General features: G+C 33.7%; 25 protein-coding genes, 1 tRNA gene and 2 pseudogenes. 9 read left to right on the forward strand and 19 right to left on the reverse strand.

The genetic code is table 11. The features are described 5' to 3' along the window. Positions 1-13: 13 nt before the first annotated feature. From DKK79_RS07260 to DKK79_RS07275, 3 genes are all read right to left on the reverse strand, one after another. A complete protein-coding gene (locus DKK79_RS07260) occupies positions 14-838 on the reverse strand; it encodes a MetQ/NlpA family ABC transporter substrate-binding protein (RefSeq protein ID WP_110423501.1) in 825 nt (274 codons plus the stop codon). A 186-nt stretch (positions 839-1,024) separates the two neighbouring features. Beyond that, entirely contained in the window at positions 1,025-1,975 is a 951-nt protein-coding gene (gene dsdC, locus DKK79_RS07265) for a DNA-binding transcriptional regulator DsdC (protein WP_110423502.1), read from the reverse strand. A gap of 545 nt (positions 1,976-2,520) precedes the next feature. Beyond that, the gene (locus DKK79_RS07275; RefSeq protein ID WP_110423504.1) at positions 2,521-3,483 is read right to left on the reverse strand and encodes an aldo/keto reductase; all 963 of its coding nucleotides are present in this window, start codon (positions 3,481-3,483) and stop codon (positions 2,521-2,523) included. Positions 3,484-3,636: 153 nt separating this feature from the next. Between DKK79_RS07275 and DKK79_RS07280 the strand changes: the two genes are divergently transcribed. Next, complete coding sequence (locus DKK79_RS07280) at positions 3,637-4,518, forward strand: LysR family transcriptional regulator (protein ID WP_110423505.1); 882 nt, start codon at positions 3,637-3,639, stop codon at positions 4,516-4,518. 151 nt (positions 4,519-4,669) lie between these two features. Here DKK79_RS07280 and DKK79_RS07285 read toward each other — a convergent pair whose 3' ends face one another. The 3 genes from DKK79_RS07285 to DKK79_RS07295 all read right to left on the reverse strand — a co-directional run bounded on the left by DKK79_RS07285 (position 4,670) and on the right by DKK79_RS07295 (position 6,986). After that, positions 4,670-4,885, reverse strand: coding sequence for a hypothetical protein (locus DKK79_RS07285; RefSeq protein WP_146211996.1), 216 nt, complete (start codon positions 4,883-4,885; stop codon positions 4,670-4,672). A gap of 341 nt (positions 4,886-5,226) precedes the next feature. Further along, positions 5,227-6,015, reverse strand: coding sequence for an acid phosphatase (locus tag DKK79_RS07290; RefSeq protein ID WP_110423507.1), 789 nt, complete (start codon positions 6,013-6,015; stop codon positions 5,227-5,229). Between the two features lie 254 nt (positions 6,016-6,269). Further along, on the reverse strand, positions 6,270-6,986 hold the full coding sequence (locus tag DKK79_RS07295) for a GntR family transcriptional regulator (RefSeq protein ID WP_110423508.1): 717 nt from the start codon (positions 6,984-6,986) through the stop codon (positions 6,270-6,272). Between the two features lie 257 nt (positions 6,987-7,243). Here DKK79_RS07295 and DKK79_RS07300 point away from each other — a divergent pair, with 257 nt between their 5' ends. After that, complete coding sequence (locus DKK79_RS07300; protein ID WP_110423509.1) at positions 7,244-8,572, forward strand: 6-phospho-alpha-glucosidase; 1,329 nt, start codon at positions 7,244-7,246, stop codon at positions 8,570-8,572. Positions 8,573-8,685: 113 nt separating this feature from the next. After that, positions 8,686-10,284, forward strand: coding sequence for an alpha-glucoside-specific PTS transporter subunit IIBC (locus DKK79_RS07305; RefSeq protein WP_110423510.1), 1,599 nt, complete (start codon positions 8,686-8,688; stop codon positions 10,282-10,284). Positions 10,285-10,410: 126 nt separating this feature from the next. Here DKK79_RS07305 and DKK79_RS07310 read toward each other — a convergent pair whose 3' ends face one another. The 8 genes and pseudogenes from DKK79_RS07310 to hemA all read right to left on the reverse strand — a co-directional run bounded on the left by DKK79_RS07310 (position 10,411) and on the right by hemA (position 15,461). Further along, a complete protein-coding gene (locus DKK79_RS07310; protein ID WP_110423511.1) occupies positions 10,411-11,247 on the reverse strand; it encodes a hypothetical protein in 837 nt (278 codons plus the stop codon). Positions 11,248-11,587: 340 nt separating this feature from the next. Then, positions 11,588-11,815 carry an IS3 family transposase gene (locus DKK79_RS14920; RefSeq protein ID WP_110423512.1) on the reverse strand — a complete coding sequence of 76 codons (228 nt, stop codon included), beginning with the start codon at positions 11,813-11,815 and terminating at the stop codon, positions 11,588-11,590. 467 nt (positions 11,816-12,282) lie between these two features. Next, positions 12,283-12,516 (reverse strand): annotated as a pseudogene (locus DKK79_RS14925) (GNAT family N-acetyltransferase); the annotation flags it as partial. Positions 12,517-12,531: 15 nt separating this feature from the next. After that, a complete protein-coding gene (locus DKK79_RS07325) occupies positions 12,532-12,783 on the reverse strand; it encodes a hypothetical protein (RefSeq protein ID WP_146211997.1) in 252 nt (83 codons plus the stop codon). Between the two features lie 521 nt (positions 12,784-13,304). Then, positions 13,305-13,391: transfer RNA gene (locus DKK79_RS07335), tRNA-Leu, on the reverse strand. A gap of 99 nt (positions 13,392-13,490) precedes the next feature. Continuing rightward, positions 13,491-13,733 carry a zinc ribbon domain-containing protein gene (locus tag DKK79_RS07340; RefSeq protein ID WP_110423515.1) on the reverse strand — a complete coding sequence of 81 codons (243 nt, stop codon included), beginning with the start codon at positions 13,731-13,733 and terminating at the stop codon, positions 13,491-13,493. A 202-nt stretch (positions 13,734-13,935) separates the two neighbouring features. Continuing rightward, positions 13,936-14,154, reverse strand: a pseudogene (locus DKK79_RS07345) (DUF1289 domain-containing protein); the annotation flags it as partial. Between the two features lie 35 nt (positions 14,155-14,189). After that, complete coding sequence (gene hemA / locus DKK79_RS07350; protein WP_110423517.1) at positions 14,190-15,461, reverse strand: glutamyl-tRNA reductase; 1,272 nt, start codon at positions 15,459-15,461, stop codon at positions 14,190-14,192. Between the two features lie 156 nt (positions 15,462-15,617). On the opposite strand from hemA, the gene lolB reads away from it, so the two are divergent. Both lolB and ispE read left to right on the forward strand, forming a co-directional pair. Next, entirely contained in the window at positions 15,618-16,238 is a 621-nt protein-coding gene (gene lolB / locus DKK79_RS07355; RefSeq protein WP_110423518.1) for a lipoprotein insertase outer membrane protein LolB, read from the forward strand. A gap of 11 nt (positions 16,239-16,249) precedes the next feature. Further along, positions 16,250-17,092 carry a 4-(cytidine 5'-diphospho)-2-C-methyl-D-erythritol kinase gene (ispE, locus tag DKK79_RS07360; protein ID WP_220019094.1) on the forward strand — a complete coding sequence of 281 codons (843 nt, stop codon included), beginning with the start codon at positions 16,250-16,252 and terminating at the stop codon, positions 17,090-17,092. A gap of 81 nt (positions 17,093-17,173) precedes the next feature. Here ispE and DKK79_RS07365 read toward each other — a convergent pair whose 3' ends face one another. Then, the gene (locus DKK79_RS07365; RefSeq protein WP_110423520.1) at positions 17,174-17,824 is read right to left on the reverse strand and encodes a DUF421 domain-containing protein; all 651 of its coding nucleotides are present in this window, start codon (positions 17,822-17,824) and stop codon (positions 17,174-17,176) included. Positions 17,825-18,174: 350 nt separating this feature from the next. Between DKK79_RS07365 and DKK79_RS07370 the strand changes: the two genes are divergently transcribed. Further along, a complete protein-coding gene (locus DKK79_RS07370; RefSeq protein WP_110423521.1) occupies positions 18,175-19,233 on the forward strand; it encodes a bifunctional transcriptional activator/DNA repair enzyme AdaA in 1,059 nt (352 codons plus the stop codon). 190 nt (positions 19,234-19,423) lie between these two features. On the opposite strand, the gene DKK79_RS07375 is transcribed toward DKK79_RS07370, so the two are convergent. Genes DKK79_RS07375 through DKK79_RS07385 form a run of 3 tightly spaced genes read right to left on the reverse strand, consistent with a single transcriptional unit; the run spans position 19,424 to position 22,908 of the window. Beyond that, entirely contained in the window at positions 19,424-20,107 is a 684-nt protein-coding gene (locus DKK79_RS07375) for a response regulator transcription factor (protein ID WP_110423522.1), read from the reverse strand. Beyond that, positions 20,088-21,554, reverse strand: coding sequence for a sensor histidine kinase (locus tag DKK79_RS07380; protein WP_110423523.1), 1,467 nt, complete (start codon positions 21,552-21,554; stop codon positions 20,088-20,090). Before DKK79_RS07380 ends, DKK79_RS07375 begins: the two co-directional genes overlap by 20 nt. 16 nt (positions 21,555-21,570) lie before the next feature. Next, positions 21,571-22,908, reverse strand: coding sequence for a vWA domain-containing protein (locus tag DKK79_RS07385; RefSeq protein WP_110423524.1), 1,338 nt, complete (start codon positions 22,906-22,908; stop codon positions 21,571-21,573). A gap of 263 nt (positions 22,909-23,171) precedes the next feature. Between DKK79_RS07385 and apt the strand changes: the two genes are divergently transcribed. From apt to DKK79_RS07400, 3 genes are all read left to right on the forward strand, one after another. After that, entirely contained in the window at positions 23,172-23,717 is a 546-nt protein-coding gene (gene apt / locus DKK79_RS07390) for an adenine phosphoribosyltransferase (RefSeq protein WP_110423525.1), read from the forward strand. A 247-nt stretch (positions 23,718-23,964) separates the two neighbouring features. Then, positions 23,965-24,735 (forward strand): dimethylargininase, encoded by a 771-nt coding sequence (gene ddaH / locus DKK79_RS07395; RefSeq protein ID WP_110423526.1) that lies wholly within the window; start codon positions 23,965-23,967, stop codon positions 24,733-24,735. Between the two features lie 42 nt (positions 24,736-24,777). Next, positions 24,778-26,187 carry a basic amino acid/polyamine antiporter gene (locus tag DKK79_RS07400; protein ID WP_110423527.1) on the forward strand — a complete coding sequence of 470 codons (1,410 nt, stop codon included), beginning with the start codon at positions 24,778-24,780 and terminating at the stop codon, positions 26,185-26,187. Positions 26,188-26,439: 252 nt separating this feature from the next. Here the strand turns inward: DKK79_RS07400 and DKK79_RS14490 are convergent, their stop codons facing one another. Further along, the gene (locus tag DKK79_RS14490; RefSeq protein ID WP_181415261.1) at positions 26,440-26,610 is read right to left on the reverse strand and encodes a hypothetical protein; all 171 of its coding nucleotides are present in this window, start codon (positions 26,608-26,610) and stop codon (positions 26,440-26,442) included. Positions 26,611-26,619 lie beyond the last annotated feature (9 nt).

Here is a 26,619-nt window from a genome sequence, read left to right on the forward strand (position 1 = left end):
TTTAATAGATTGATTATTGTTGTGGCCAAATAAAACGCCCTTTTGCATCAGGATCTTGATTAATGAATTTTTTAAGTGCATCGGATTGATAAAGTTGTTTCACATCTTGCGCCCATTTAGTATTTAAATTCTCTTTCTTAACCACAACCATTAATTCAAGGTTCGCCGTTAACTTTTCCTGAACTAAAACATTATCTGCTGGAATATGACTTAACCATGCAATTCCGCCTGGCATTATGGCGTAATCAACTTCATTAAGTATTCTCGGCATCATTTCAGATAATATTGCTTTAAACTTCAAATTATATTTATTTTCGTCTATAGCATTTAAATCTAAAATACCTACATTACTTCCGGATTTTAAGGTAATCCAATGCAAACTTTGTAATAATTGTAAAGAACGCGCTTGATTTGCCGGATCATTCGGTATAAGTATAGTCTGCCCATCGGCAATCTCATTAATTGAATGATGTTTTTGTGAAAAAAGCGCCGCAGAAATAGAAGGAATGTGGACTAAAGAGACCAGATCGCTTTTAGTCTCTTTATTATACACATCAAGATAGGATTGATGTTGCGCAGCATTAAGATCAATACTGCCCTCAACTAAAGCGGTATTTGAATCTCTTAGTGAACTGAAATTCACTAATCTAACCTTATATCCTTGTTTTTCCAAAGCGGGTTTGACCACTTTTTCCATCATGATGTTGTGCATACTAGGTGGTAAACCAACCACAATTTCCTTTTTATCTTGTTGGGTGGTATGGCTTGAGTCTGACTTGTTGTCACACCCCTGCAATATAAATCCCAACAGAATAAATATGTAAATATATTTTTTCATGATCACTCCCTATCAAGTTAGATTAGTTAATCTATTTAACAACTAATTCTAAAATTCAGTGATAAACATTATAGTTGCGAATAAACTATCGAGGTAATACGAAAAAATTATATCGATATTCATATTAGATATATATCATGTAACTAATCATTAGTTTTAACGGTAGCTATTTATTTAAAGCAATTTTCAGATTGATTGTTCATGCAAATTTTCTTTTAACCATCTCACAAAAGCTCTAACTTTAGGATTACGTTGCTTGGTAGCAGAAACAACATAGTAATGTTGTTTACAGGCTAATGTCATATTAGGAAACGGTGTGATTAACTCGCCTGACGCAAGATATTTGTTGACTATATTTCTTCTTCCCATAGCGATACCCGAATGATTAATTGCCGCAAGGATAGCTAAATCGAATCTATCAAATAACATCTTAGGTAAATCTTCAAAATCAAGGTCAAGTTTAAAATGCTTCCCCCAAAATTGCCATTCATCAAAATTTGAATCATATCGCCATGCTTGATTATCGTGTAATATTAGACAATATTTTAGATTTTCAATACATTCATTTAGTTGATATTGTTCAGCATATGAGGGACTACATACCGGCACAATGGTTTCATTCATTATATGATAAACATCCAAATCTTCATGTTGCAAATCATCATAATAAATTGCTAAATCAATACTGTGCCGATTAAAATTGACCACACCATTGCCGGTTAAAATATTCAATGTAATATAAGGATGTTTTTTGTTAAATTCGGATATTCTCGGTACCAGCCATTCTTGTGCAAAGGAAGGACGAGAATAAATGGTTAGTTGTCCTATCAACTCTTGGTTCTTTATTTCAAATATTTCTCTATTTAGAATTGCCAAGGATTTTTTTAAAATATTAAATAGATTTTCACCATCTTGAGTTAACTCAATACGGCGATGAAATCGAGTAAACAGCTTAAAATTAAGCTCTTCTTCAAGTTTGTTAATTTGATGACTAACTGCACTTGGAGTAATACATAGCTCTTCGGCTGCTCGAATAAACGAACCGTAACGTGCTGCTGCTTCAAAAGTGTGAAATTTAGCTAACTGATATCCTGAAATTAATCGATTATTGGTAATAAGACGGTCATCATCAAACATTGTACTTCCTTATCTAATTTTTGCCATTTAACTAAAAATAATAAATTAAATACAACTAGTTATTAATAACTTCATTTTTGGGAACTTAATACATTCTTAACCGAACTCAGCTCATGTGAACATGATTAATTATCATTTGTTTGTAATTGATTCATAAAATCTATTATCTCCGAATTTTTTACTTTAACTAAAATAAGAAAATATTATGAATTCACAAATTTGGGGTTTTGGTGTTTTAATTTCAAATATTTTATTAATTGTAATAAATATAATCAAATTTAAACTTCTTTCATTTTTAGCTTTATTATTATCTGGCTTTTACGTTGGTGCATTGCTAGTAATAAAACCATGAAATATGATTGCTTCCATGAAGAAGGTGTTAGTGTTACATTGAGCTTTTTAGCTGCGATAATTGGCTTAGGTGCAATTTTAGGCAAAATGATGAAATGCAAAAATAGTTAAATTCAGGAAGAATTTAAATACGCTTACTGACAAATGTCCCAATGACATTCGTCAGTAAATTAAATGTTCTCTATTACGTTTACTTAAAGTGCACCGACTATACGATGTGGTGTATATAGCTCCTCTAGATAAGCAATATCATCCTGAGTTAAACAAACCTGCAAAGACCCAACCGCATCATCTAAATATTGCGCTTTGGTTGCACCGATTATTGGTGAGGCAACTCCTTTAGCAAATTGCCATGCAATTGCAATTTGTGTCATGGTGACAGCATATTTTTCGGCAATTTCATTCACTCTTTTCACTATGTTCATGTCGATTTGTTGGGTACTATCGTATTTGGCAATAGCAGTTTTATCAGTCTGACTACGTAAAGTATCAGTCTGCCATTTTAATCGACTAAGTCTACCCGCCGCTAATGGACTATATGGGGTTAATGCAACATTGAATTGCTTACAGACAGGAATTAATTCTCTTTCATCTTCTCGATATAATAAATTATAGTGATTTTGCATCGAAACAAATGGAGTCCAACCATTTTGTTTAGCAGCTAATTGCATATTATAAAATTGATAACCATACATTGCAGACGCACCTAATGCGCGTACTTTTCCTACTTTTACTAGATGGTCTAATGCTGCCATGGTTTCTTCAATAGGCGTACTGTAATAAAAACGATGAATAATATATAAATCGACATAATCGGTAGCTAATCGTTTAAGCGAACCGTCGATTTCTCTTTCAATTGCTCCTTCAGATAGATGTCCTTCATTAAAATAGACTTTCGTAGCTAATATTACTTTATCTCGCGCAATGTTGCGCTTTAATGCTCGTCCAACATATTCCTCACTGGTACCACTTGAATAGGTGTTAGCAGTATCAATAAAATTAATTCCTAGATTTAAAGCATGTTTTATAATGGCTTCACTTTGATCTGGATTAAGCGTCCAGTCATGCATTTTACTCGCCGGATCCCCAAAGCTCATACATCCTAAACAGAATCGTGAAACTTCAATGTCAGAATTACCTAATTTTATATAATCCATACAACTACTCCTCGCTATCTAATAAAAGTTTAAATAACTTGATAAATTGAAAAAATTCAATTTGGATGATGTTATTTTAAAGATAACTTTTATTGAGATAAACACGCTATTCATTTATAGTATCGTGAATTAAATTCAATAATTTACACTAGTATGTATAACTATAATGAACTAAATTATTTTATTATTATTGCTGAAGCTAAAAGCTTTATAGGGGCGGCTAAATCGTTGGGCGTTTCGTCATCGGCATTAAGTCATAGTATGCGAAATTTAGAAACTCGCTTAAATCTAAGGCTTTTTAACCGTACCACACGGAGCTTATCACTAACCGAAGCAGGCGAACAACTTTATAAACAACTTGCACCTTTATTTAATCAAATCAATGAAGAAGTCAATGCCCTAGGCGATTATTTGCATACGCCATCAGGCACAATTAGAATAAATGCCTCAAATATTGCCATTGAAAATTTTATTTATCCTAAATTAAGTCAATTCTCATTACGCTACCCTCTGATTAAGATAGAAATTCAATGTGACAACAATTTAGTTGATATTGTCAAAGAAGGATTTGATATGGGATGTCGTATTGGTAATGACCTTGCCAAAGAAATGATAGCAGTAAAAATATCTGATCCTTTACGAATGGTTTTAGTTGCCAGTCCTGATTATTTAAAACAAAGAAATGAACCTAAACAGATCGGAGATTTAGATGACCATCTGTTAATTGGTAAAAAAGTCTCAACTCAATATGAAATGGAATCAATTTGGCAATTTTTTGATAAAGGTAATACCATTGAATATCACCCCTCTTGTCACTTCTCTATCAATAATCATCTAAGAAAACAAGCGACGTTAGATGGTTTAGGTATTAGTTGGATTGGTTATCCAGATGTGCAAAATGAATTAGCCTCAGGACAATTAATAGAATTATTAAGCGAATATTCAATTATTTATGAACCATTTTATATTTATTATCCTAGTCGCAAAGGCCATTCCAATGTATTTAAATTAGTGTTAGATGCGCTCAAACATTAGTTAAAAACAAGTTTATTAAAACCATGAATCAAAAGAGTAATATTCAAATATGCAAATAGTTTTATGTTTAATATTTCTGGATCAAGTACATTCAGATCTTGGATAATTAGTTATTTAACAAAAAATAACTAATTATCTTGCTCTTGCTATTTTATTGAACGGTTTCGATGTGGTAGCGCTTTAATAGCATATTACTAAATTTATTCTGCGGATCTAAACGAGCTTTAAGTTTAAATTGTGGATATGCTTTTTGAAACTGTTCAGTTGTCGCATGTAATTGATAAGGTAAATAGTAACTTCCTTGATTTTGCAAAACAGCATCGATTAATTCCCTTATAATTACCGACATGTTGTTTACTCTTTTCATCGGTACCTTGTTGATAAAAGATTATCCGATTTTGTCCATGCCAATAATGAACCACTATCTTGGTTGGCGTGACGAATAGAAATATTAATGACATTGGCTTTATTCTTTTTCAAAATAGAGACTAAAACTTCTAATGATATTAAAAATAACGTGAGGATAAAAATAAATTTTTTTCATTTTATAAATACTAAGGCAAATTTTATAAAACCAGGACGATAATCCTACACAGTTTGGATTAATAGTACTATATATTTGATTAAAATATTTAGAGTTAGATAGCTTTGAAAAAGCATAACCAACCTCCCCAAAGTTCTTTGGAAAACTAAGGGGAGATAACCTTGTTATTTTAGTAGACGATATTGTTGATTAACCTCTTCGGTTGCCTTACGAAGGTCTTCTTGAAATTGTGGAATACTTTGTAATTTGGAATATTCCACTGCCCCTACCATTCTACCTGCATCCACATCGCTCTGCCAATGCGCACCACAGATCATTCTACTTTGACCAAATTCATAACCTCGTTTAATTATTGCCTCAGCATGTGAAGGAGAAATTTGTGCAAGTATTAAAGCTAATGTCCAACCATAAGCGGTATGACCAGATGGGAATGATCCGTTATGCCGTAATCGATCCTCTTCGTCAATAGGTTGACACGTATGATTGCCAAAATAGACAAAAGGGCGTTTTCGCATATAAAACTCTTTAGCTGTTTTGGTGGCATTATCTGCTGAATCTACCAGTAAATCACCAAGCATTTTGTATAGCGTTGGCGTTGTTTGCGGCGAAATAGTGATACCTAACGGTTGAGAAAAAATTTTAGCCACATTGGCAGTATGCAAATCAGCATCCATTGTTGCCTGCTGCCAACGTTCGGTACCTTTTAAATTATATCCATGAAGATAAGCAAGTTTATCTGCTTCAAATTCTGGGTTTTCTTCTTCAGGATAAACCGGCAAGTACTCTTTACTGCTGACGGCTTGCTCGGCAGTGTGATAAGTAACCCCTACTTCATGCCCTAAAAAATCTTCGGTTGATCCTTTTTGAAAGGCGAATGATGAAGAAAAAAATAGAGAACAATAGAGTGTAGGGATGAATATTGCTAGTTTTTTTATCTTTATATTTTTAGCCATTATTTACTCCTATTTCTAGATGAATGATTAAACAACAACGAGTTAACTACAAAAGATTTAGCAAACTTAGATAAAGTTGATTAATAAAAATAGTGACTATCTTAAAAAGATACAGAGCAATAAACTGCTTAACGGTATGAAACAATATAAAAATTATGAAATTTAATAAGATTATATACCATTTATACCAATGGTATTTATTAACATATGTTTAAAATAATTTTAATTGATTATCCATATTTTTCAAATAACAATTAATCTAATCCCCTTCGTGCAATATATTCAAAACGATATTGAAAACCTCTTAAATACTGAATACTGTATTCAAAAGTTTCTCCAGTTTTTAATTCGCTAACCGATCGAAGCCGTAAGATTGGATGATTGGTTTCTACATTTAGATGTTTTGCAACAATCGTGGTGGCTAAGACGGGTTTAACATCTTGTCGACTATGAGAAATTTGGTAACCTTTCTGTTGTTCAACATAATGATATTTGGATGACTCCATAACTTTAACACTAAGATCGGGGAAGAGTGAAAGTGGCATATAACTTTGCTCTAAAATTTCCGGTTCATTATCAATAGTTCTGATCCGTACTATGGAAAAAATCGATGTCCCAACTTCTATTCTTAATTGTCTCGCAATAGTTGGTAGAGCTTGTTCTAACTGAAAATGTATTACTTTCGTACCAGCAATTCGGCCTAAGGCTGTGATATTCTCATCAAATCCCTGTAATTTAATAGCATCATGTTTGGCTGAGTGATACTTTACATATGTACCACTACCTTTAATTCTTTCAACTAATCCCTGATTTTCTAACTGTTCTAATGCTTTACGGATAGTAACACGACTTACTTTATACAGTTCTTGTAAAGCTTGTTCAGTAGGTAATACATCCTCTAAGTCTAATTCCCCAGAATAAATTTTTTGTTCAAACGTCTCAGCTATTTGTCGGTAAAGTGGTTTCGCCATTGAATATCTCAGCAGAATAAATTTGTATCATCTTATCATCTAATTTATGAAATATCATCATATGATAAATTTCTTATTAATCCACATAAAAACATACAGTTACTAATAATTTTAATCCTAACAAGTTTATAGACGCCAGAAATATTTTGTGATCTTTTTCACATTTGTATTAAATAAGTATTATTTTATTAAATACTTATTGATAACATATTTGTATGCTATTTGTATTTTATTCAACATTACTATTAGGAAATAATATGAAAAAGATTAATTTAACCGTTGTCGGCGCTGGAAGTACTTATACTTTAGGTATTATGAGCAGTCTTGTTAGCGAAAAGGCCAACTTTCCTTTAAGACGCGTGGTTTTCTATGATATTGATGGACCTCGTCAAGAATTGAATGCGAAAGCAACTGAAATCATGTTTAAAGAACTTTATCCGGAAATTGAAGAATTTATCTATACCACAGACAGAAAAGTGGCCTTTGAAAATTCAGATTTCTTTTTTATGCAAATCCGTACCGGTGGCTTGAAAATGCGTGAGCGTGATGAGCAAATTCCTCTTTCGCATCAATGTGTCGGTCAAGAGACCTGTGGCGCAGGTGGCATGGCTTATGGTTTACGATCTATTGGAGATATGATAGATCTTATTCGTGATATTCGATGCTATCAAAAAGAGGCTTGGATCTTAAATTACACTAACCCTGCCGCTATTGTTGCCGAAGCTTTAAATCGGGAATTTCCGGATGACAAGCGAATTTTAAATATTTGTGATATGCCGGCAGCCATCATGGTAAGTTATGCCAAATTACTTGGCTGTGAAATTTGGGATTTTGTACCGGAATATTTTGGTCTAAATCACTATGGTTGGTTTACCAAAATAAAAAATAAACAAGGAGAAGATCTTACTCAAAAGATAAAAGATATTATCTTAAAAGATGGAATTACCGCAGTTGATTCGGTTATTGCCAATGATCCTTCTTGGCAAGCGACCTTTAAAAATATGGAAGTCATGTTAAGGGATAATCCAGAATTCCTACCAAATACCTATCTCCAATATTATCTCTACCCGGAAAAAATGGTCAGTAAAGAGGATATCAATAATACTCGTGCTCGTCAGGTGATTAATGGCCGAGAAAAACAGGTATTTGCAATGTGCCGTCGCATCATCGAAAACAATTCAATTCAAGGTGAAGATCTTCATGCTGATATTCATGGTCGTTATATGATCCGCGTAGCTGCATCTTTAGCCTATAACAAAGGCGATATTTATCTGGTCATTGTGCCTAACAATGGAGCCATTAATAATATTCAAGATGATGCCATGGTGGAAATTCCTTGTATGCTCACTTCCGATGGTCCTAAAGCTTTTGCTATTGGAAATATTCCAGCCTTCCAAAAAGCCATGATTGAAATTCAATTAGGCTATGAAAAACTGGTCGTTGACGCTTGGTATGAGGGTTCGAAACAAAAACTTATCAATGCATTAACCCTTAATAGAACCGTGGTTAATGTCCCTAAAGCAAAAATAATCGTTGAAGAGATATTAAACGAAAATAAGCAATATCTACCGCAATTTTTTAAATAATTAATTTAACTGCAACCTACCGCACTTGGGTTGGTAACCAACCTTAGTGCCAGTATAAGTTGTTGGTAAATTAAAATGTATATTAATCAACTTATTAAAGGATTAATGTCTATATGAGAAATACAATTCAACGCTTTGGCGCAGCAATGTTTGTTCCGGTTTTATTATTCCCTGCTGCCGGTATTTTATTGGGTTTAACGGTTGTGTTACTTAATCCCCATTTATTTCCTTTCGCTATCGAAGGTTCATCTTATGTAAAAATTGTTGGTATTCTGCAAAAAGCATCGATGGTTGTATTCCAAAATATGCCAATGTTATTTGCTCTTGGTTTACCCATCGCTTTAGCCAAAAAGGCATCTGGTCGAGCAGTGTTAGCTTCTTTCATTTCCTATTTGACATTTAACTATTTTATTGGTGGAATTATTGACGTATGGAGTGAACAACTTGGTGTAAATTATCAGGTCGGTCAAGCCGGATTGATTGAAATTTGTGGAGTGTTAACTCTTAATACCTCAATTGTTGGTTCAATTTTGACGGCAAGTTTTACTGTTTGGTTACACAATCGTTATTTCGATTTACGTTTACCGGATTGGGCGAATGTCTTTACTGGCACACCGATTATTGTCGTCCTTTGTTTTCCTTTGATGTTAATCTTGGCCATTTTAACCGTTCTTGTTTGGCCACCAATTCAAAGTGGAATACAAAGTCTGCAAGTAATTATTCTTAACTCTGGCCCTGTTGGTGTTTGGCTGTTTACTTTCTTAGAACGCATCTTAATCCCAACTGGATTACATCATTTTGTCTATAGTCCAATTTATTTTGGTCCGATCGTTACTGACGGCGGTACAGTTAATTATTGGATCTCACACATATCAGAATTCTCAAATAGTACGAAACCATTAACTGAACTCTTTCCGCAGGGTGGATTTATGCTTATTGGTATGGGCAAAGTATTTGGTTGTACCGGCATCTCCATGGCTATCTATTCAACAGCCAAACCTGAAAATAAGAAAATGACCTTTGGTCTATTAATCGGTGCAACCGTCACGGCTATTTTGACCGGTATTACAGAGCCGATTGAATTTACTTTTTTATTTATTGCACCAATGCTGTTTTTTGTTCATGCCCTATTAGCAGCAACGATGGCAACTGTGATGTATCTCTTTGGAGTATCAGGGAATTTCTATCTAGGCATTATCGATTTTATCTTCCAAAATTGGTTACCATTAGGAGCTAACCATTGGGTAACCTATGTCATTCAAATTGTGATTGGCTTAATTTTCACGGCAATTTACTTTTTGGTATTTAAATTCCTTATTCTCAGATTTAATCTAATGACACCAGGACGTTCGGATAATAATATCAAATTATTTAGCAAAGCAGATTACAAAAACAGTAAATCTGAAACATCCGATCATATAAATAACGATGAAGAGAAAGCACTTAGTGAAGATAAAGATGAAATTGATGTTATCAAGGAAAAAGCGATAGCTTTTCTCGAAGGATTAGGCGGAAAAGATAATATCACTCATCTAACTAATTGTGCTACTCGACTACGTGTGCAAGTAGCAAATCCTGAATTAGTTTATGATGTTGAATATTTTCAGAGCTATGGAGCCATTAATGTCGTTAACAAAGGTCAAGCAATACAAATTATTGTCGGTTTAACTGTTCCTCTGGTTAGGGAAGAAATTAACACTTTAATAAAATAAATGGTCTGATAATGTGTGAAAGGCAGTATAAATATCATTTGATTTTATATTGCCTTTTTCTCGTCAGATAACAGAGTGAATAATAATTTTAATTATCTAACATTAATGCTAGTTCAAAAAATAGGTCTAATTGATATCGGTCGTATTACATAAATACGCTAACCATTTACGAATATCAATTTTTTTGCCATCTTCCAATTGGATTTTAGACTTAATATTATCAATAGGCAGAAAAGTATATTTCTGTCGACTAATACTTTTTATTAACAATTCTTGATAATTATTATGATAAATACAGTACTTTTCGATTTCACATAATTCCATCTTATTATCCAGTAAAATTGACATTTTTTGTGGAGGATTAAATGTAAGGCTAAATTTCTCATTGAGAGATAATTGTTTTTTTACATGATCTGCAAACTTAAATATCCGTTTTAATTCCAGTTTTAAAACTTCTTTACATAGTGATTTAAAATTATACTGCGTGCCATTGAGGGTAATTTTAATTTTTGAATTGGGTTCATTAATTGCTAGTTGTTCTATTTTTTCGCCTTTAGCAACAGAAAAGTAAAAAATACCATCATCTTTCAAGATCAATTGTTTAATATAACCAGTAAGTTTTTTTTTCTCACCTTTAATAGTTGCGAAAATTGCATCACCTTCCCATAAGATAGCAATGCCCTGCTTCATTTCATAATCTAAAAATTCATAATTTTTTTCATTATTATTAACTGTTTTTATTACTTCAGGCTTAACCATAGTTTTAAGTACCCATTTATCATTGAATATCTTTTTGATCAGTAATAAAGTCAGGCAAATAAAAACGGCTACTATTGAAAGTATTTTCAAATAAGAAACATATTCAATCACAGAATCGTTATTAAAATATTCGATTAAACTAAAGATATTAAATAGTGAGAAAAATAATATTAAAAATACCTTGGTTGTTATTATCTTTTTCATTGATTCCGTTCCTATAAAAATTCAGTTAATATTTAAATAAATTGCTTTAAATATAAAAACTAATAACCATTTTCGCAACAAATAAATTATCCGCTATTTAAGCGGAATAATATAATGATATTTTTAATACCTGCACTTGTCTAGCTGCTTGCTGATGAAAAACAATTTTTCATCATTATCGTTAGAAAGCTCTATTATATTAATAATCAATTGATTTTTTTAGCTTTTCTCATTTACCTATATCAACTAAATAAATTGTTGATATTTAATTGTTACCAATAAATCCATTTACCGGCCTAAATATAAGTAATGTCACCCGTCCATACTTTATTTGGTTAAACTATTTTAAATCCCGCGCCAGCTTATTTGGGATATCTGACCGCTCTGTGGTCGTTATTTTATAACTATGTACGCCGGGCTGGTTACTGCATAATTCTGCCTTTTTCATCAATTGTCTTACTTTGAAACGACCCTCGGTGATATCTTTCTGATGTAGCGTAGCGGTTATCATCCAGCTTCCCGTTGATCCTCTGCTGTCAGCAAAGATGACAATAACTTGTCTACGCAGGGCCTGCCGTACTTTGTTTTCCGGTCGTGAACACCTGTCATAAAATCTAACTTTCGGTACATCAAATGACGCTCAGACCAAACTTATCGGATACGGCTCACTTAAGCGCGCTGTCAGCGCATGTTTTTAAACTCGTCCGACATTATCATTGGTAAACCAGATGTGTATTTCATTTTCGGCTATCTTTATAAAGTTTTCTAGTTATTCTTTTGTTTCGTAAATCCGGTTTAATTTAAAACTCCATTGACAGAACTAATTCAAGCCATGTTTTAGGCCGCTTATTAAACTTTGGTATCAAACGAGGGTTATCTGTACTTCAGGAAAGTTATGCCTAAAACAAGAAATGGCGATAGATAGTCACTTATCTAGAGGTATTTAGGTCTAAATATAAGCCCAAATGTCCCAAAAAAGCGCAGTTAAGAATTTAGTTTGAGTGAAGCTTTACCGTACAAAGGTCTCAATAAAAATCAAAGTGATTTATACATATGGTAATTAATCAGTACCTGATTTTTTCTGGATATTTTGTTAGCCCGCTTTATTTTAAAACCCCATTTTTGGAAAATTGGCATGGCTACTTTTGAAGCATCTACACTTAATTGTGAAATTTTTTTCTGGTTCGCCAAGTCAAGCACATGGTCATAGAGTTTTCTAGCTATGCCACGCTTTTGAAAGTCAGGATGCACGTAAAAGCAGTCTATGTAACCATCATCTTTAAGTTAAATAAACCCCGCAAGGCGTGAGCCAAAGATAACCATCCAAGGCTGAGTGTTATCTAAACGTTTTAACCACATCTGATAATCTGCTGGTGTTGGGCACCATGCTTCTTGCTCTGCTTTGCTATAAATATCGGTATCAATAGCATGAATAGTCGAATGAAACAAATCGCATATTTCAGTGACATAGAGTGATGAGTATGGTTTTACTTCGATTTTAAATGCAACATTACCCAACGTGTTTCCTATTTTCATTATGATTTGCTTCAACAAGACTTTGCACTTAATTATCGCCAACCTTGACAAGGCTAGCGTCCATACTAATAGCTTCGTGAGTATCCACATCAATAGCTAAGTGTGGTTTGCACCATGTTACGCAAAAATATAGATGTTTTTTTCGAGGCTATCCTCACTAAACTGAAATTTAACCGACTGTAATAGACACGCAATTATTCAATATACTAACACAACCAATTCTTGACGCTTTACAATATTTATTACCAGCATTATTTGGTGTACTTTTCACTGATCGCTTATTAAATAGTCCTGCAAAACTATCTCTAAGTTCGTTACCAGTGATATTTATTCTCAAAGTATTGATGGGTATATTTACCGTTTTACCGTTTGGTGGAGGCTATGCTTCTATCATTATTTGCGTAATAACATGTATGATATTAGCAAAAATGCTTTGTGCAAAGAAAATAGTAGATGAATCCTGTTAGCTGTTAACGAAAAAGAGTTTATCTAATTTTTATTAAGCTGAGTAGAACAAGAAGTGGTGCCAGTGGTCGGACTCGAACCGACACGCTTTTAAGGGCGGCGGATTTTGAATCCGCTGCGTCTACCAATTTCGCCACACTGGCATTTGAAGTGTAAATAAGTAAACGTTGGCAATTATACTAAGCTTTGTGATATCTGCAACAGATATTATTACAAACGCAGTTAGTTGCCTAAAATTTCTACTACCATCTGCGTTTCCATGCTGGTAATTTTTTTAGAATGGTATAAGCAGTCTCTTTTGCGACTAAATAATCAACATTATGGTTATTGATATACTTAAGGGTAACTTCTTGCCATTTTTCATCAAAGGTTTTCATTGTGCCATCGATATGAGCACAATGTTTACAGTAATTTTTTGACAAATCATGAAGAGGGTAATCAGCAATTGCTGTCATTGGCATGCCACAAGCAATACACATTTTCATATTTTAAATCCCAATTAGTTAGCGATGGTAATTAAAATAAATCGCCATAATGTGGTTAAAAATGCTACTCCGAGTTTGGCTGGAATACAAGTAATATAAGAAAATAGATATTTTAATATTAAAAAATAAAATCCATTTGTGCCGACTGAGTATTTGATAAACTATTTTGTTGTTGTAGTTGTTGTAATTGTTGTAATTGTTGTAGTTGTTGCTGTCGATGTTGCTGCGCTAATTGATAACGACGCCTTAAAGATCGCTGTTTGCATAATCGTAAAATTTGCTGTTTTTGACTATCTGAAAATGTTAGCCAATTGAATCTTTCCTCTCGAGAACGAAAACATTTGATACAATAACCTTGCTTATCCGTTTCACATACACGGCTACATGGGCTTTGTATGGCAAAAAATTCAATTTGATCCAATTTTTACATCGTCCTATGATGATCAATAAGGTCTATTAAAGATCTTCTAAACCCAATCCTTTACTTAATACTTTAAAACAATCTTCACAGTCATGTGTTGCCGCATCAAGTAATATTTGTGTTGGTGCATGGATTAATTTATTTGTTAATTTATGTGAAAACTCAAAAAACACCTCATCAACATTGGCACCTTGTTTAATGGCATTTAATGCTTTTAACTCCAATTCACGTTTGATGATTTGCGCATTATGCCGATACTGTTTTACGTATTGCACTGCATGTCTGGTTTTTAACCATTCGATATATAATTCAGCTTGTTCACGAATAATATATTCAGCTTCATTTGCGGCAATAACTCGTTGCTCTAAATTATTTTGAACAGTTTGTTCTAGGTCATCAACAGTATAAAGATGAATATTTTTAAGTTGACTAATTTCAGATTCAACATCACGAGGAACCGCTAAATCGATAAATAACATTGGTTTATCATTTCGTTCATGCAATGTCCGCTCTACCATTCCTTTGCCAATAATGGGTAAAGGGCTAGCTGTTGAACTAATCACAATATCCACATCTTTAAGTCGATTAGCAATATCCGGTAAAGAGATGATCTCGGCATCAATAACTGACGTCAATTTTAGGGCTTTCTCGCGGGTACGATTAGCCACAATAATATGTTTGAATTCATGTGATTTTAAGTATCGTGAAATAAGTTCTATGGTCTCACCTGCCCCTACTAGCATTACACTTAACTCAGCGGTATTAGGAAATAGATCGCGGGCAACCAGACAGGCAGCATAAGCCACTGAAGCGGTATTGGCGCCAATATTAGTTTCGGTGCGAACAATTTTGGCGACATGAAAAATAGATTGAAAAAGTTTTTCAAGTTGAGCTGACAAACAATTATTTTGTTGAGCGAAACAATAAGCTTGCTTCACTTGACCAAGAATTTGAGGTTCGCCAATAATTAATGAATCAATACCGCAAGCGACAGACATAAGATGTTCCACCGCTTGTTGACCTACATAGCAATATAGCGAGTCTTGAAAAACCGCCAGATCAATGTGATGAAACTGGGTTAACCAATTTTCCACAGATTGTTTTAGGAGAATAAAATCAGCCTCATGTTCATAACTTAGATAAATTTCGGTACGGTTGCAAGTCGATAAAATGACACATCCATCAACTAGAGGATGCTGATAGAGACTATATAATGCTTTATCAATAATCTCATTAGAAAAAGCGATTTTTTCTCTTAAAGCGACAGACGCACTTTTATGATTTACACCTAATAATGTAATAGACATTGCCTTGATTCTTTTATAATAGTTTATAAAGCGTCTTAATCTGTATATTATAGCGAAAAAAATTATAAAGGTTAATGACAGTTACCTTTTCTTATTCTTAATATTATCAGCTATAATAATTCCCTCTTTTGACCATAACTACCACTGGGTTATTTTATGACAAAAATCAAATTTTCGCTATTTTTAATATTGTCACTACTGATTACCGCATGTCAATCAACTAAACATCAAACTAATGCATCTATTGAGCAACAATGGCAAAACCATAAACAAATTCTTGAACAAATTAATTCATTCCGAGTTATTGGTACCATCGCCCATACCGGAACAGCAACGAAGAGCTATGGTCGTTTTTTAATTGACCAACAATCGCCCGATTATTATGAAGTGAAACTAACGACTCCAGTTGGCACCAATGTGCTAACATTAAAATCTAAGCCGGATTATGCCGAAATGATCGATAAAAGTGGCGGATATTACACTGATGTTAATGTTGAGCAATTAATGAAAAAAGTATCTAACATCAACATCCCGCTTAACTCGCTACATAATTGGTTAAAAGGCTTTTCAAATGACAGTCAACTCGATAAGTTAGACAGTTTAGGGAGACTTGTAACCACTTCATTTATGCAGAATGATAATAAATGGCAATTGAAGATCCCAAGCTACGCAACTTATACTTTTAAAAATCAAAATATTGATTTACCGGCGATCATTGAACTTTCACAAGGTGATGAGCTTATTCGTTTAAAAATTATCAAATGGACTTTGAAATAACGGATACAAGCATGAATCATTGGTTATCACCGGCTAAATTAAATTTATTTTTATATATTACTGGTCGCCGCCCAGACAATTATCATAATTTACAAACCTTATTTCAATTTATAGATATTTGTGACAAGGTAACTTTTGCTGTGCGCAATGATGGTAAAATAAGATTATTAACTCAATTTGACCATATTCCTGAGGCTAAAAATTTAATCACTATTGCAGCTCAGCGATTAAAATCCTACGCTAACAACAGCCAACTTGGTGTTGATATCGCTATAGAGAAGATAATCCCAATGGGTGGCGGGCTGGGTGGCGCGTCGTCCAATGCGGCGACAGTTCTGGTGGCCTTAAACCAGTTATGGAATTTAAATATTAAACAACAGACATTAATGAAAATAGGTCGTTCAATTGGTGCCGATGTACCTATTTTTATTTATGGTCACGCCGCCTTTGCTGAAGGTATTGGCGATCAATTTCAACAAGTTACTATCCCTGAATATTGGTATTTAGTTAGCTACCCTAATATTGAAATTTCAACCGTTAAAATATTTAATCATCCTAAATTGCATCGTGATACACCGGTACGAACTATTGATCAGCTTATGGCTATTCCTTTTGATAAACTTAGTAACGATTGTGAAAATGTAGTACGTCAATGTTATCCTCAAGTCGATCAACTTATCGCTTATCTCTCGCAATTTGCACCAACCAGATTAACTGGCACAGGTGCCTGTGTTTTCACGCGTTGTGACTCTGAAGAACAAGCAATATCCATACAAAATGAACTTAAATCCTTGGCTGTTAAAAGCTTTATTGCTAAGTCATTAAATACCTCGCCACTTTATGCAGACCACTAATTTTACTTAGTGCCCCCTAATTAACCATACAAATCGAATTAAGTTGTATGGTTAATTATTCTAAAAATTAGAAATCTAAGGTTAACTTACCGCATCGTTAGGAATAACAAACAGGTGATGATCATAATATTCAACACAATAAAGCCCTTCGAAACTTTTATAACCTTGTTTAGCCAACTCGGTTTTTAACCATTTTTCATCTTTACCTAGTTGTTCTAGAATATTGTCAACCGGTTGTTCATTTTCTAGGACAATAACCGATATATCTTTATCCCCTTTCTTGACGATTGATAACTGTCCATTCGGTTCCAAAATCGCTTTCTCGACACTATGAATGTTAAAAACACTTTTCATTCTCAACAGTACGGCAAAACTGGCCAGATCTAAATTTATTGCGGTGAAGGCATCCAATTTTAATTTCCCATGATCCATCAATATTATTGGATTACCAACAATAAATGCCTTAGCATTTTGACTGCGTTTTTTTAGATAATTTGAGGTATACATGATTGCTGTCCACATCAACAATACCATGATAAAATCATAGATAGTTAATTTGGGGTTATAGATAATGCCACCAGCAATCCCACCTAAAATCATATTCCCTATAAAATCAATACTCGACATTTGTGACAGTGAAGTCTTGCCGGTTATTTTTAAAAATAACACAATGCAGATAAACACAACTAATAGCTTCATAGCGATAATAAGAAAATCCAGATAACTAAGCATAGTACTCTCCAAAATGTTAAATACCTTAGGTAATGAAAACAATTTGTACTAAAGTTGATAATGCAAATGGATAAAAATTTTAAGTGCTTAGACGAGATATTAACCACAATACCGGTAAATAAAGGCATAACTATTCAGTTTTGATGGCTGAAAATATGCGTAATAATGAGTGATGCATCAATATTAGATTGGATATTGATTATTTTAGCAATCGATTTTTATTAAACAGCTAAAATATTTAGTCAACCGAGTAAATAAAAATAGTTGTCAATTTTTCGGTTGCACAGCTACTGTCATTTTTAATAAGCTTAATTAACCATCTAGCGAAATTATTATAGAAGATATATAAGATGTTAATAACTAATTCTAAGCAAAAAGAGGTTTATTACCAAGCTTTACTTAAAAGAGATCACAGTTATGTTGGGATCTTTTATGTTGGCGTCAAAACTACTTCGGTTTTTTGTATTGCTACTTGCCGAGCCAGAAAACCGAAATTTGCCAATGTTGAATTTTTCTCTTCATTCAAATCTGCACTTGATGCGGGTTATCGACCATGCAAAATATGCAAACCAACCGAAAATGCTAATCAAGCACCCGAAGAGATAATTAAAGCCATCGCAATGATTAATAATCATCCTAAAGAAAAGATCACCGATTATCAATTAAAGCAAAATAACTTAAGTCCTGAAACTATTCGCCGTTGGTTTAAAAAACATTATGGAATTACTTTCCATGCTTATCAACGAATGTACCGAATTAACCATGCATTTCAAGAATTAAAATCAGGAAAAAACGTAATCAATACTGCATTTGATACGGGTTACAACTCGTTAAGTGGCTTTGGTTATACCTATAAAAAAATTATGAAAAAGTCACCGTCAGCAGAAAATCAACAAGACGTCATATTAATCGACAGATTAACAACACCTTTAGGCCCTATGTTTGTTTGCGCAACCAATCAAGGAATTTGCCTATTAGAGTTTGTCGATCGAAGAATGCTAGAAACAGAATTTGAACAACTGCAAAGTTTACTTAAAATGAAGATTATTTTTGGCGAAAATCAACATATCCAACAAGTTAAAGTTGAAATTGCTGAATATTTTGCCGGAACAAGAACTCACTTCACCGTTGCCTTACATACACCTGGTACCCTATTTCAACAAACCGTCTGGGATTGCTTAAAACAAATTCCCTATGGCGAATTATCTACTTATAAACAGCAAGCACAGAGAATTAATAATCCACTGGCAATTCGAGCAGTAGCCAGCGCAAATGGTAATAACCGGGTTGCTATTATTGTTCCTTGTCATCGAGTAATAGGTTCCAATGGTGAGCTAATGGGTTATGGCGGCGGATTAGAGAGAAAAAAATGGTTAATTGAACATGAAAATAAAAATCGGAAGAACTGATAATTACTCAAAAAATAGTTATCAGTTAGTCAATACCCAAAACTCAATTAAAAAAGTTTTAAATTTTTAGAGATATAAACCTTCAGAAAGATCTGATGCCAAGTTACATCTAACAAGAATTAGCGTAATTTACTTCTGAGCGGTTACTTTAAACAGCGTAAAATTCAGATCAATAATGTGTATGGCAACTTTAATGCCTATAACCAATCCCATGAATTGTTTTGATTAAAATTGGAATCGTTGGGTTAATTTCAATTTGTTTTCGCAATTTTGAAATATGTTGATCGAGTGTTCGGCTATTAGGCAAATAGTCATATCCCCATACATAATCAAAAAGCATATCTCGCGTAACAACTTGATTTTTATGTTGATATAAACACTGCAAAATCTTAATTTCGCGTAATGTTAATTCAATAATCTGCTCATTTCTTTTTGCATATAATTCAGTAGGATAAACATTTAAATCACCAAATTGAAAATAATCCTCTTGGGAAGTATTAGCGTTTTTTAATTTTAAATAACGTTTAGCAATAGCCTTGATTCTCGCTCTAAGTTCATGAATACCAAAAGGCTTATTCATATAATCATCAGCACCAAGTTCTAAACCAATTACCCGATCAATCTCTTCATCTTTAGCGGATAAAAATAAAATTGGCACATCTTCATCTAATTTACGGATAGCACGACAAACAGAATAACCATCAAGCTCGGGCATCATAATATCTAAAATAATAAAATCGGGTTGATGTTGTTCAAATAGTTGAAGTGCAACTTTACCATTAGCCGCTTTGATAATGGTATAGCCCTCTTTTTCTAACAGATCTGCCATACCATTAAGAATATGCTTATCGTCTTCAGCAATTAAGATTTTCATTTCCCTGCTCCGTTAAAATAAGTGAAAATGCCATCCCCGGATTTTGATTGATAACTTTAATCTCTCCGTGGATCTGATTTGCTAACTGATTAGCAATCGTCAACCCTATTCCTGTGCCAGAAACCCCTTCGGTTATCGATGAATTGACGCGGTAAAATGGTTCAAAAATCTGTTTCAATAAATGATTGGCAATGCCTTCTCCATAATCACGAACCGTAATTATTACCTGTTTTCCAGATTTGATTAAAGATAAATCAACTTGTTTACCATTTGCAGCATATTTTTCGGCATTGCTCAAAAAATTATTGAGAATTTGCATTACACAATCTTCATCAGTATTGACAATACAATCACTATCAAGCTTAGTGATGTTAAGCTGCAATGATTTAGCTGCTAAAATAGGTTTAAAGGTGTGATATATCTGCTTAAGTAGTAAGGTTAAATCAACCGATCTTATATTTACGCTATTAGGTTTATTAAAAGTTAACACATTTTGCACCAATCGAGTTAGTCGTTTACTTTCAGCACTGATTATATGTAGATAATCTGGAATTGGCGCTGATTCATCTTCTAAATACTCGGATAACATTTCAGAATATAGCGTGATATTGGTCAAAGGAGTTTTAAATTCATGTGAAACTTGCCCAACAAAACTCACCTGCTGTTTTGCTAAACGCAAAGTTCGACTATATTCTCGATAAGCGTAGCAAATAAGTCCAAGCAGAACAATAAGGAATAAGCCAATAACACCTGCACCTAGCAGATATAAATTAACTAAGTTTGGCGAGGGATAATAATAAGTTAAATGCCAATTTTGTAAGGGATAATCAAGGACAATCGAAATTTCATTATCAAAAATTTCCCCATTGCTATAAATCTGTTTATCACCGTCGGATAATCTAAAATTATCCTCAAAAGCTTGTTTATCTAATAAACTGATAACATCAAATGAAAATTTGATATTGGAAAGTTCAAAACCAATAATATTATCCGACTTAATTGACCAATAAATTAAGTGGTTATACATTTGATACCAACCAGAACTTGGTTCAAATTGTTCAGAATGATCTTGTTGCTTAAACAAAACCGAATTGTCCATTGCAATTGATTCAACCAACTTATGCCACTGAGAATCATCAAAATCACTTAAAAATAAAATCTTATTTTTATTGACGATGAAAATATTCTTAATATCAGCTTGCGTAGCTAATAAATCGTCAGCTTTATCATTGTTGTTATCAATTTGTGATGCCAAATTACTTAGATAAGATAAGCGCTGATTTAACAACGATTCAATCGATAATTTGATATTATTTATACGGCTTTTCACGAGTAAAGTTTCATTATTTTCACGCAACAAAACTTCATGCTCAACACTTCGCCAACCTAAATAGCTGATGAATGCCATTAATACCAATAAAGATAAAATCGTTGTTAATTTTTTCATAACTATTTTTTCATAACTATTTTTTAATTACATTACTTTTTGATTCAAATTGTTGTTGAGTCATTATTTTACGGGAAACATTGCTATCCTGATTTTTAACTGCATCAACCATAATATTATTTTTCTCAATTTGACTATTTATTCTTGCTTTTGATGAAGGTGATATCATCATGTTTGAAAATGATGCTAGTCTACTACTATTTTGCATAAGCATTTCTTCTGCTTCCGCATGCATTCCTTTATCGTAAAGCGACAAAGCTTCTTCATTCGCAAGAGTCACTTTCTGTATTTCTGACTCAGCTAAAACATCTTGAATTATAGAATCTTGAACTAATTTTTTATTGTCAGTATAAGCAATGCTAACCAATTGAGTTTCATGTTCCGCTTTATTGACCAATAAATTATCATATTTTAAATCAATTTCAGCTAATGTCTTACTTTGACCGACTTTTCCTTCCTCCGGAAGCACCTCTAGCAATACATATTTTTCTTGATTTGAAAACAGTTGATTCATTTTAACCGTGACTTGATTCCCTTTAATCACCCCATCGCGACCAAGTAGCCGCACCGGTTTAACACCCTCTTTCAATTGAATAGTAATGACAACGTCTTGAGCAACTGTGGACATTACATCAGTAAACTCGTGAACAAACACATTTTCAAGCTCTGATGAGTTATTGACAAATACATGATTACCATCACTATAACTGGCGATCGATGACATTAATAATTCATTATAACCTGAGCCAATCCCCATGGTGGTGATCGCAATATTCTTTTTCGCTGCAATAATTGCCAACTCAGATAGCTCATTGACAGAACTTGGTCCAACATTAGCTTGACCATCAGAGAGCAAAATAATACGATTAACTTTATCTTTGGTAAGCTGATTTTCAACTTGCTTAATTCCTTTACTCAAACCGGCAAATAGGGCCGTTCCTCCACCGGCAATAACATTCTTATTAATAAGTTGAATGATTTTTTGTTTATCTTTTACTTTGCTTGCAGGAACAATCACTTCTGCTTCGTTATCATAGGCAACAATAGATAATGTATCCTCTTCATTCAACAAATTGACCGCAAAAATAGCTGCTTCTCTCGCTTTTTCAATGCGATCGCCACCCATTGAACCTGATCTATCAATAACAATAGCTAAATTAAGCGGTACCCGTTTGTTGGTATCAACTTTTTGACCAGTTAACGAGATTTTTAAGTAATTTGCTTCTGGATTACCTTCTAGAATAATTGGTGAAGACAATTCTGAACGAACTTGAATTTGTTTAATTGGTTCAGCGTGGCTAAATAAGCTACAGACTGAAAGCCCTAACATGGCAAATAGTTTAATAAATTTCATTGTGTTTCCCTTCCTTTGTAAAGTTTATTTAATTATTCACCAATTGCCAAATAAACTGTCTAATTAATGTATTTATTTGTAAAAAGTTGTAAAAAAATATACCTGATAAAATAATACCTAAAAAATCTCCCTATTAGTACTGAAACTAAGCAAACTCGCTATTTTACGGTGCGTTAACTGTTTGTTTATTGCCAGTCTAAAGGGCAAAGGTATATAATAAAAAATTAGTCGCTCTTAAAGAGAATAGTTAGAGAACATTTACAATGACTCAATCAAAACTTGAACTTATTAAAAATAGTATTATCACCATCCCCAACTACCCTAAGCAAGGTATTTTGTTTCGTGATATCACCAGTTTACTTGAGAACCCAATCGCTTTTCGAACCGCTGTCGATCTTTTAATTGAACATTATAAAGATAAAAAAATCGATAAAGTTATAGGTACTGAAGCGCGTGGTTTTATCTTTGCCGCACCGCTTGCTTTAGCATTAGGCGTTGGTTTTGTACCAGTAAGAAAACCGAATAAGTTACCGCGTAACGTATTTAGAGAAGAGTATCAACTCGAATATGGTACTGATACCTTAGAAATGCATTGCGATGCGATCAAACCTAACGAAAGAGTTTTAATTATTGATGATTTACTTGCAACCGGAGGCACTGTTGCCGCTACTGCAAAATTAATCCAAAAAGCAGGTGGTATTGCTGAGGATGCCGCATTTGTCATTAATTTACCTGATTTACATGGTAAAGCTAAATTAACCGAAATGGGCATTGATTGTTATACCTTAGTCGATTTCGCCGGTGAATAACACTTATTTTTTAGGGCGAGCTGTCGTCCTAAAAATAATCTACTATCTTAATTTATTAATTTCTTTATTTTCCCAACTAACAATTCTTAGTTAAGCCACATCAATATTTTCTTTATAACCAATTCAACTATCTCCTAACAGATAAACTTGCATTTATATGCATAAATCATCTATTTTAAGCTTGATTTTGTTTTTAAAGTGAATTATTATTCAAAAATAACGCATAATTATTTTAAAGGACTTAATAATGAAAAAATTTAGCCATATTATTGCAAGAACACCTGCAAAATCGTTAATTAATGGTCTAACTTCGGCTAACTTAGGTAAACCGGATTATCAAAAAGCATTAGATCAACACAACAACTATATCCGTGCTTTACAGCAGTGTGATGTAGATATCACCATTCTGCCTGCCAGTGAAGAATTTCCTGATTCTGTTTTTGTCGAAGATGTTGCGCTTTGTACACCGCATTGTGCCATTATTACTAGACCTGGCGCTGAAACTCGCCGAGCCGAAACAACACTCATTACTGAGGCAATTAATCGCTTTTATCCGAATAAAGTTGAATATATACAAGCTCCCGGCACCGTCGAAGCTGGTGACATTATGATGGTCGACAAGCACTTTTACATTGGTTTATCAGCACGAACCAACCAAGAAGGTGCTAAACAAATGGTAGCTATCTTAGAAAAATATGGATTATCAGGTTCTGTAGTAACTTTAGAGAAAGTATTACACCTAAAAACTGGCCTTGCCTATTTGGAACATAATAATCTATTAGCCGCAGGGGAATTTATTACTAAACCTGAGTTTCAACATCTCAATATTATTGAAATACCTGAAGAAGAGAGCTATGCGGCTAACTGTATCTGGGTTAATGAACGCGTCATCATGCCAGCTGGTTATCCAATAACTAAAGCAAAAATTGCCGCTCTAGGCTATCAAGTGATCGAGGTTGATACTTCGGAATATCGTAAAATTGATGGCGGTGTAAGTTGTATGTCATTGCGATTTTAACCAAACAAATAAAATTTAATCCATTAAAAGAAAGAAAACGATATGAATACACCAGTAAGAAAAAAGCTTGGTATACTTCCCCTCACTTTACTGGTGGTAGGAAGTATTGTTGGTAGTGGCATTTTTAGTCTGCCACAAAATATGGCCGAAGGATCAGGTGCTGGGGCAATTTTAATTGCTTGGGTGATAACCTTATTCGGCATGTTCTTGCTTACCCGAATCTTTCAATATCTTTCAATCCGATTTTACAAAATCAATGAAGGGTTATATGGTTATGTGCGTGAAGGATTCGGTGATTATATCGGTTTTAATGCGGCTTGGGGATATTGGATCTCCGCTTGGATGTCATGTACAAGCTATTTAGTCATTCTATTTAGTGCCTTAGGATCATTTGACTGTTTCGATTTCTTTGGCAATGGTACAACTATTCCAGCCGTCATTGCCGGACTTATCTTTTTATGGATTATCCACTTTTTTGTTATAAAAGGTATCTATCAAGCTTTTTTACTTAATTGTTTAGTGACATTAGCAAAAATTGTCCCTATCTGTTTATTTATTATTTGTGTCGTGTTAGCGTTTAAAGTGGATACATTTAAGATGGACTTTTGGGGGACACCACAATTAGGGTCAATCCTTGACCAAATAAAAAATACCATGCTTTACACCGTATGGGTCTATTTAGGGATTGAAAGTGCAACCGTCTATGCCGCTCGTGCTAAAAACATAATCACTATAAGTCGAGCGACCTTTTTTGGTTTTGCCATTACCAGTCTATTATTAGTCTGTGTTTCGGTACTATCTTTAGGTATTGTCCCTCAACAGGAACTTGCCGAAATGAAAAACCCTTCAATGGCATTAGTGATCGAGCATGTAGTCGGGAGTTGGGGAGCGAAATGTATTAATATCGGTTTGATTGTTTCGGTCTGTGGTGGCTTATTATCTTGGTTAATGTTAGCGGCTGAAATGCTATTTCTTGCCGGCCAAGGTAATCAACACACCGTGCCTAGTTGTTTTGGCAAACTGAATAAAAACAGCACACCAGCCAATGCATTATGGTTAACTACCGGTTTAATTAGTGTACTGATAATTCTGGCGCATTTTTATCAATCGGGTTATAACACCCTGATTCAATTATCAACCTCAATGGTGCTTATCCCTTACCTACTATCGGCACTGTTTGTATTTAAACTAGCCATCAGACAACAAAAAAAATATCTACTGTTTATTGGTGGATTGGGTTCAATTTATGGGTTTTGGTTGATCTATGCTGGTGGTGTATCTTATTTGTTACTTTCAATGATCTTATATAGTGTTGGCTTGCTGTTCTACCTTTATGCCAGAAAGCAGCGACACCTTTCCTCTTTTAGCTATCTGCATGACAAAATTTATGCCGTTGCTATCGTTATACTTGCTATTATAGCGATAATTTACTTCTACATTATTCCGCAATAATGCATAAAGGTGTTATTTACGAAACAAATAAAAATCAGCTAACCATTGACTTAATTGTTGAGAATAACGCCTATCGTCATCCCGCATACCTAATGATTAACGTTGAAAATTATCATTTTGATCGTATGAAAATGCCATCAACGATAATGAGAAATCTTTATCCGCCGTATATTTTACTAGCATTTCAGAATGTAAATATAACTGATTTAACTCACATAATTATTTGAATTATGTCAACAAAATGATAAGACGTTATTTACGAAACAAATAGAAATCAGCTAACCACTGCCTGAATTGTTGAGAATAACGCCCATCGTCATCCCGCATACATAATGATTGACATTGAAAATTATCATTTTGATTGAATGAAAATGCCATCAACGATAATGAGAAATCTTTATCCGCGGTATATTTTACTAGCATTTCTGAATG

The sequence above is a fragment of the Gilliamella apicola genome, from assembly GCF_003202915.1.
Taxonomy (GTDB): domain Bacteria; phylum Pseudomonadota; class Gammaproteobacteria; order Enterobacterales; family Orbaceae; genus Gilliamella; species Gilliamella apicola_Q.